The organism is Saccharicrinis aurantiacus, assembly GCF_947489045.1.
Taxonomy (GTDB): Bacteria; Bacteroidota; Bacteroidia; order Bacteroidales; family Marinilabiliaceae; genus Saccharicrinis; species Saccharicrinis aurantiacus.
This window is the reverse complement of the sequence record NZ_CANLCN010000039.1, coordinates 1-8194: the sequence shown is the minus strand read 5'-3', so window position 1 is coordinate 8194 and position 8194 is coordinate 1. Positions and strand designations below refer to the sequence as shown.

Annotated in this window: 7 protein-coding genes; all 7 read left to right on the top strand. The window is 31.8% G+C overall.

Going from position 1 to position 8194, the window contains the following annotated elements:
* Positions 1-206: 206 nt before the first annotated feature.
* The 7 genes from QMO11_RS21655 to QMO11_RS21625 all read left to right on the top strand — a co-directional run bounded on the left by QMO11_RS21655 (position 207) and on the right by QMO11_RS21625 (position 7939).
* A complete protein-coding gene (locus QMO11_RS21655; RefSeq protein ID WP_282040033.1) occupies positions 207-665 on the top strand; it encodes a hypothetical protein in 459 nt (152 codons plus the stop codon).
* A gap of 760 nt (positions 666-1425) precedes the next feature.
* Positions 1426-1833 (top strand): DUF3592 domain-containing protein, encoded by a 408-nt coding sequence (locus tag QMO11_RS21650; protein WP_282040031.1) that lies wholly within the window; start codon positions 1426-1428, stop codon positions 1831-1833.
* Between the two features lie 243 nt (positions 1834-2076).
* A complete protein-coding gene (locus QMO11_RS21645; RefSeq protein WP_282040029.1) occupies positions 2077-3276 on the top strand; it encodes a TlpA family protein disulfide reductase in 1200 nt (399 codons plus the stop codon).
* A 180-nt stretch (positions 3277-3456) separates the two neighbouring features.
* Positions 3457-4272, top strand: coding sequence for a glutaminyl-peptide cyclotransferase (locus QMO11_RS21640; RefSeq protein ID WP_282040027.1), 816 nt, complete (start codon positions 3457-3459; stop codon positions 4270-4272).
* Between the two features lie 260 nt (positions 4273-4532).
* Entirely contained in the window at positions 4533-5303 is a 771-nt protein-coding gene (locus QMO11_RS21635; RefSeq protein WP_282040026.1) for a hypothetical protein, read from the top strand.
* A gap of 258 nt (positions 5304-5561) precedes the next feature.
* Complete coding sequence (locus QMO11_RS21630; RefSeq protein WP_282040024.1) at positions 5562-6407, top strand: hypothetical protein; 846 nt, start codon at positions 5562-5564, stop codon at positions 6405-6407.
* Between the two features lie 857 nt (positions 6408-7264).
* Positions 7265-7939 carry a hypothetical protein gene (locus QMO11_RS21625; RefSeq protein ID WP_282040023.1) on the top strand — a complete coding sequence of 225 codons (675 nt, stop codon included), beginning with the start codon at positions 7265-7267 and terminating at the stop codon, positions 7937-7939.
* The last annotated feature ends 255 nt before the right edge of the window (positions 7940-8194 follow it).

Genomic DNA, 8194 nt, shown 5'->3' with positions numbered 1-8194 from the left:
ATAATAAGCTTTGGCTCTTTAGGATTTTGGAAGTGGATTTGGGTTTACTCTCCACACTGTTCATCCAAGTAGCCGTTGGCGGTAATTATTGGTAAGATTTTTCAGGTTATGCAAATTAAGTCACTGACTTATAAAAATTGAAATTATATAACAAGCATTGACTTATACTTTTAATAGTAGAATATGCACAATATTTTCAGCAACAAATGTATTTAGACGGAAAGATTCGAGAAATAGAAGAAAAGACATATATACACTATAGTAAATCTAGTATTATACCTAAATTAGTAATTATCGTTTTAGGAATAGTTATTTCCATTTATTTCCTAAGACTAGGAACTACAAAACTAACTATTATAGGAATTGTTATAATTGTAATTATTATTTTGGAAATACTAAGAGGTGTTAAAACATTAAATGAAGAAAAGCCTATAATAACTTTGTCACTTAAAGGAATCGAAACCCTTGAATTTGGGCTTATTGAATGGGGTAAAGTAAACAAAGTGAAAATTAGAGGCCCGATCGGCTCATCAGTTAATCAATACCTTGATATATTTATAAAAGATGCAAGTAAGTCGAAGCACATAATTAGAATCGATGAGTTAGAAATAAGTGGTAAAGAACTACTAAATGAAATACAGAAATATAGGGGTGTAAAGAAATAACATACCGCCAACAATAAATATACGTAAGTTGGGCGTTTGCAGGTTTGATTATCTTTTACACATTTACTCAAGTTAGTAATTGTTTGATAAGTTGGAGCTTTGAAAGCCCAGCCTACGCATATTAGGGCCGTTAGGCTTCATTATTCACGGCGCTCAAATACATAATGTACTTTACATCTTCGGAATCAGAAATATATAAGAATTTGCACTTTTTGAAAGTAGAATTTTAAGAGAAACCAAGACTTTACAGATAGGAAAAGTAAGGCGCTTATTGTGTAGACTTTCATGACTTCGTTTTCTTGACATTGTTTAATTATTTGCATCTTGGTTTGTTTGACTGACAAATATGGACTGACTTTGGTTGACTTGTAACTCGACCATTTGGGTTTTGAATTTGCGGACTAGAAAGGAATTATCAAAACTCGGTCAGACCAAATATTGTCACTCATAAGGAAATAAAGTTGGAAGGAATCTCAAATAAAGTTCAGAAAAAGAAATAACGAAAGCCTAACAATCTGGCATAAAGCATAAGCGTTTGCAGTAATTAGGGATTTTGTAGGTTGTTTGAATTCCGCCAAAATTTTTATTTATGTTCAGAAAGCATTAAGTTTAACAAAAATAAAAATATTGGCTTTGTGATGTTTTGGTCGGTTTGGTTTTTCAAATCGCTTACAGCTTCATCCAGTCACCGTTAGGCTTAATACAATCGCAAAATAAAATCACCACAAACATTATTACTGAAATTATTAGATTATAAAAGATGTTAGATGAAATAAAATATTGGGATTGGAAATCTATAGGAATTGGTATTTTGACAATTCTAGTTTTTTCTTTAGGATTATACTTTCTTTCTGGTAATGCATCTAATGAATACAGACAATTCAAGGAAAAAAAATATGAAGACTCAGTAAGTGGCGAGGTTGTTAAAGTAAAAAATGTTGAGCATTTAAATCAATCGCGTCACACAGGAAATAATATTAGTACTATTGCCTATAAAGTGACTTATCGTTATTCTGTGAATATGGAAGTTTATGAAAAAGTCATGACCTTAAATTCAGGTTTGAAAAAGAATCAGTTGTTTATTTCTAGAATTAAAGCAGGACAAAAAAGAGTCATAGTGAAATTTGATTTAGGGAATCCCCAAAACAGCATTATTCAAATAGACTAGGAAATAAAGTACTAAGCCTAACAAAAAATAAAGGTCATAGGCTGTTAGTATAAATTTGGGAGTTAAGTTCGTATAATAAAATCCCCGAAACATTTGTTTCGGCTAGTGAAAAGAATAAATTTATAGCCTAAACAAAAGTTCGGCTCAGTGGGATTTTGGAGGTTTGGTTTTTCAAATCAGCCTACATCCTTTATTCGAGCCGTTATGCGCAAATAAAACAAACCCCAACTTAATGCTTTAAAAATGAAGAGAATTCTATTTATTACATTGACTTTAATAATAGCAATCCTAACCGCTTGCACTGAGGATTATACTTCAAGTAAATACATTCAGAAAGTTATTTCGAATCTGGAGGATATTGAATCCGCATCGTATAGTGTTGATGTTGAGTTATGGGCACCTGGTGATACAGCTGCTCAATGGACTGGCATTCGTACAATACGTGAATATAATAATCCATCAGATACAACTATAGGAGCTAATTACGTAGAATTTATCGGACATGATACCTTAAGAGCTAAGTATTGCTATGATGGCGCTATGCTTGCTAACATTATTGATAAAAAGAAAATTGTTGTTGTAGATAGCTTTAAAGTATGGAATGTGCCATTCAGACCAGTCAATCCACCCTTTTTTAATTACATTAAAAGTATTCTTACTTATGCAGTAAATACTACTGATAGTGTAATATTGGACATCCAGGATTTGCATGATGCAGTTTACTTAAAGCTCACAATTAATGAGGAAAAGCAGGTTGAATTTTTTGGCAAAGCAACATATATGCCTTTATCGCCTTATTCTTTTGACAATACTTCCATATATGAAATATGGATTGCTAAGAAAGATAACATGCCATACAAAGTTAGGCGTGAAATGTCACATAATATTTCAGTTGCAACCTGTAGGAGTTATGAAATCAATAATTTAAATGCCAGTCATTTTATTGCGAAAAATTACTTTCCTAAAAATTATGAAATAAAGCTTTATGGAGTAAAAAAGACACCGCCAGCAAAACATCCTTTACTTAGAAAACAAGCACCAGATTGGAATCTTCAATCGAGTAATAATAAAGCATTTTCGCTAAAAGACTTTAGAAATAAGGTTACACTTATTCAGTTTACAAGTGTGACTTGCGGACCATGTAAAGCGTCAATACCTTTTTTAAAACAGCTTTCAGGAAGGTATAATGATAAAATATTTGATTTAGTATCAATTGAGTGTACAACCAATAATTCCAATGCTCTTAAAAGCTATAGGAGTAAAAACGAGTTTGATTATAAGTTTCTAATGTCGACTAAGGAAATTATCAATAATTACTCAATACAATCTTTTCCTGTGTTCTTTATACTGGATAAAAATCACATGATTGTGGATGTTATTAATGGTTACAGCAAAGATGTTACAGACAGAATTATTAAAGAATCAATAGACAAATTAATATAGAAATATCAGCGCATAACAAGCCATCATAAAGTAGCCCTGGCTTTTGTGGTATTTGGCAGTTATACTCCCGCGCTAGCTAAGGCAAAAACAAGAAAGCGAATATACCACACGAAAATCGGGCCACTTCATATGGCCGAACCGTTAGCGGCCATTAAACATACTGAATAGAATATATTTCCTATGAGACTAAAACCTAATTATTTATATTTAATTATACTCATTCTTTTTGGTTGCATAAGTAAGAAAAATTCCAAAAGCATTAATATAAATGAAAAAGCCATCCCGAATATTAGTTTTGATTATATAGATTCTTACCCACATGATACAACATCATTTACTGAAGGTTTTTTAATTCATAATGGCCAATTATACGAAAGTACGGGTTCGCCAAAAAGTCTGCCACAGACAAAGTCGTTATTCGGAATCGTTAATTTGAAAACCGGACACATAGAAAAGAAAGTAGAAATTGATAAGACAAAATATTTTGGAGAAGGTATTACTTTCCTTAATAACAAAGCGTATCAGTTAACTTATAAAAGCAGAATTGGTTTTATTTATGATCTATCAACTTTTAAAAAGATAAAGGAATTTGAAATACCAAGTAAGGAAGGTTGGGGATTGACAAATGATGGAAGATATCTAATAATGAGTGATGGCTCATACCAATTAAGATATATTGACCCTTTAACAATGCAAGTAATTAAAACGTTAAACGTTACTGAAAAAGGGCGTTTTAAAGAATACTTGAATGAATTGGAATATATAAAAGGCTATATTTTTGCTAACATTTGGACAACGAATACAATAGTTAAAATAGACCCTGTTGACGGGAAAATAATTGGGAAGTTGGATATGACGGATTATGCATTTTCAGCAAAAAGTTTATACTATGGTTCATTGGAAATGAATGGTATTGCATATGATTCAATATCAGACAAAACATATGTGACAGGAAAGTTATGGCCAAAAATATATGAAATAAAATTAATAGATTAATAATAACGTCCGCTAACAATCTGGCATAAAGCATAAGCGTCCGCAGTGATTTTGAATTTTTGTGAGTTATGTGAAGTCCGCCAAAATTTTCATTTATGTTCAGAAAGGTTTAAGTTTAAACAAAAATAAAAATTATGGCTCTGCAGTGTTTTAGTAGGTTTGGCTTTTCAAATCGCTAACGCTTCATCCAGTCACCGTTGGGTGCAAGTTTCTACCATACTGTAATTTACAGCATTAGAAGATTAATTATATTGAATTCTATGAAAAAATATTTGATTTTTATATTTCTGTTAGCATTTGTAAAGTCTTATTCTGAATTAAAAGATGTTTACAAGTCACAATTAAAACAAAATGATACTTTAACTATTACTTTTCAACTAAATGATTTAGGGGAGTTGATAAATCTAGATGCGAATATGGCTAGTCAAAATGAATTTAAACAAATATTGTATGGAATGGATTGGATGGTTGATAAGGAATTATATTCAAAAAGGTTCAGTAATATAAAAGAATTAGTCACGATAGGAAACATTAAAGTATATCATAATAAATATAGGACAGTAGTTGATTCAAACATTCGGAAGGTAAATATTAGGATGGTTGAAGTAAAGAATTTTTACCTTTATAAAGGTATGACTATTCCGTCTAAACGAGTAATTAAACCTTTTAATGTATGGTATTTCAGAGAGTTTATTCGTGACTCAATTGGTTTAACTTCAATTAATGGGAGTAAGTACATGTTTAAAAACAAAACCAACACCATTAGATTTACGATTCCTGAGAAGTATTTTTCAAAAGGCAATATTGCATACGCATATGAGAAAGGATCAAAGAAGTTATTAGAATTTAGTGACCAAGGGAATTATGCTTACTTTCCTCTAAACACAAGCATTGACTACTTGATTATTAAGCCGACCTCTGGATTAATTATACACCAGACTGTTGAACTTAATAAGGATCTGATCGTAAATGATTCTTTCAATAAATCTAGTTACAGCTTTTTATCTGAAACATTTAACAGTTGGAAATAGCTCATGTAAAAAATAACCAGCACCCAACAAAAAATAAAGGGCATAGGCTGTCAGCATAAATTTGAGAGTTTTGCTCTTTTAATAAGTTCGCCGAAGCTTTTGCTTCGGCTAGTAAAAAGAATAAATTTATAACCAAAACAAAAGCTTCGGCTTGGTGGGATTTCTGAGGTTTGGTTTTTCAAATCAGCCTACGACCCCTTATTCGAGCCGTTATAGCCAATGCGGGCTGACTGCAAAACATTAAACTGATAATTAAAAATGGGAACTTGGGGAACTGCAATTTCATCGAATGACACTTATGAGGATATTTTCTCTGAGTTTATGGATTTATATGACGACGGACTTGAACCATCTGAAATTTCCTCAAGGATTATTAATCAAAACTCTGACCTGATTGGAGATTTCGAGGACAAGAATAATTTTTGGTTTGCTATGGCAATGGCTCAATGGCAATGCAAATCGCTAGACCCTGATTTATTTAATAGAGTAAAGACAATCATTGAGACAGGAGAGGATATAAAGATTTGGGAGGAATTAGGAGCAGATAAAAAGGAAATTAATAAGAGGAAAAAAGTCCTCGATACATTCTTAGAAAAATTAAGCCAAGAGAAAGATAAACCTAGAAAAAGAAAACGGAAAGTATTACGTGATTCAATTTTCCAAAAAGGCGATTGTTTGACCTTTAGACTTGATAATGACAATTTTGGTGGAGCCTTCGTTTTGACTTCTGAGAAGCAGACAGAATATGGAATGAATATGATTGCTATTACGACATTAAATCAAATAGATAAACCGACAACTGATGACTTTAAAAAAGCATCCGTACTGATTAGGAAGGAAGAATTTGGATTAAAAGGTTATCAAGATAGAGAGATGATTTCTTGGTATTATGCTCAGTTCTTTAAAAAGTCTAAAGTAAATTTTGAGGTGATTGGTAATTTAAAAGTGCATAAAGATTATAAATTTGATAACGATTATACTGGCGCTTCTCAATGGGATGCAATAAAAACAAACATTGAGATTAATGAACAGATTAATTCTGAAAGAGGAAAACCTGATAAGAAATTAAAATTGAGTAAATTGATAAAGAAGCACTGGCTATAACAATGTGTCATACGTAATGGCGGGGAACACAGTAGATATCAAGGTTTATGGCTCGCATCAACACCATCTCGGTTTGATAGTGAGCAGCTCCGAAATCCGCCACTACGCATACACTAAACGTTAGCCCCTATTGCTGAACGCGAATTAAAGGCAAAATGCAAGTTAATACACTTAACGACAAGACTGGGAAGTAGAGTTGCAATTTTGTAAAATGAAATTGTAGAGAAGTAAAATTTAAATGCAATACGGAAAACCAGAATTGTAAAGGGGACAAATGGAAATGTAAGCCGAGAAATAGACTTGTAACAAGGTAAAATCGAAATGCATTACGGAAAAACGGAATTGCAATGGGGTAAAATAGAAATGTAAGCCTGAAAAATAGACTTGTAACGAGGTAAAACCGGAATGCAATACGGAAAAACGGAATTGCAATGGGGTAAAATAGAAATGTAAGCCTGAAAAATAGACTTGTAACAAGGTAAAACCGAAATGCAATATGGAAAAATGCAATTGTAACGGGGTAAAATGGAAATATAAGCCTGAAAAATAGACTTGTAAAGTGTAAATGGCAAATTCAAGACTGAAAAGAAAGAATAGAGTATCTGAAATTAAGGAGATACAAATTTTAAATATAAACAACAGGGGCTAACAATCTGGCATAAAGCATAAGCGTCAGCAAGTATTTGGGAGTTTTGTATGATGTTTGTAGTTCGCCAAAATTTCCATTTGTGTTTGGAAAGTGCTAAGTTTGAAACAAAATGAAAATTTTGGCTCTGTAGTTTTTTGGTTGGTTTGGTTTTTCAAATCGCTTACAGCTTCATCCAGTCACCGTTAGCACCAAGCAAAAAAAGAAGAACATGACTAAGAGCGAAATTGAGAGTTTTATTGAAAGCAATTCAATCGAAAATATAAAAAGCTATTTTGACAAATTAGTTGATAAATTGGAAGTTACTCATCGTTCAAATGACAAAATATTGATTTGGATGTTATTGTTGATATTCGTCTATTTTAGTGTTGGTTTGAATATATTCTCCAAAATTAAAGTAGGACCAATTACCTTGACAGATGATTCTTTTATAAAATTGTTTACACCAATGATTTTCAACTTCTTATTTTTAAAATATGCAACTCTTAATGTACATCGTTCGACATTGATAAGTAATATTAGACAGGTTGGTGGACATATCTATAATTTAGAGGGAGGTATCGAACAAAATAGTACATATTCTAATATTTCTCTTCAAATGATTATGCCATTTTCAATTTGGGAGGAAATTAATAGTAAATATATGACTGATGGAAAAAGTGGATGTATAACAGGAATTATTTTCTCACCATTATTTCTCTTGTTAATCTCTCCATTGATTTTTGAATATATTGTAGTAAAAGATTTGCTTCTGGATTTTTGGTGTAATGGTTGGGGTGAGAAAGCTGTTATATTGACTACTTTATGGATGTTTATAGGTGTGACTATATATTATTTTAATGCATTTAAAAAGAAAATAAAAGACAATAAAAATGCCAGGTGCTAACAATAAATAAAGGGCATAGGCTGTCAACAAAAATTTGGGAGAGCTGCTCTTTAAATAAGTTCGCCGAAACTATTGTTTCGGCTAATGAAAAGAATAAATTTATAGCCTAAACAAAATTTCGGCTCTGTTGGATTTTGGTTGTTTTGGTTTTTCAAAATCAGCCAACGCCTTTTATTAAAACCGTTACACACTAGCCAATATCTCGTGTCTGAATTTAGTCGTATTTTTGGTAAGTTTTTCAAATGAATAATTTGC

Bases quoted from the DNA above. Each gene is read 5' to 3' on its own strand.
- QMO11_RS21640 (WP_282040027.1), top strand. From the start codon at position 3,457: ATGAGACTAAAACCTAATTATTTATATTTAATTATACTCATTCTTTTT.
- QMO11_RS21630 (WP_282040024.1), top strand. From the start codon at position 5,562: ATGGGAACTTGGGGAACTGCAATTTCATCGAATGACACTTATGAGGAT.
- QMO11_RS21635 (WP_282040026.1), top strand. From the start codon at position 4,533: ATGAAAAAATATTTGATTTTTATATTTCTGTTAGCATTTGTAAAGTCT.
- QMO11_RS21650 (WP_282040031.1), top strand. From the start codon at position 1,426: ATGTTAGATGAAATAAAATATTGGGATTGGAAATCTATAGGAATTGGT.
- QMO11_RS21645 (WP_282040029.1), top strand. From the start codon at position 2,077: ATGAAGAGAATTCTATTTATTACATTGACTTTAATAATAGCAATCCTA.
- QMO11_RS21625 (WP_282040023.1), top strand. From the start codon at position 7,265: ATGACTAAGAGCGAAATTGAGAGTTTTATTGAAAGCAATTCAATCGAA.
- QMO11_RS21655 (WP_282040033.1), top strand. From the start codon at position 207: ATGTATTTAGACGGAAAGATTCGAGAAATAGAAGAAAAGACATATATA.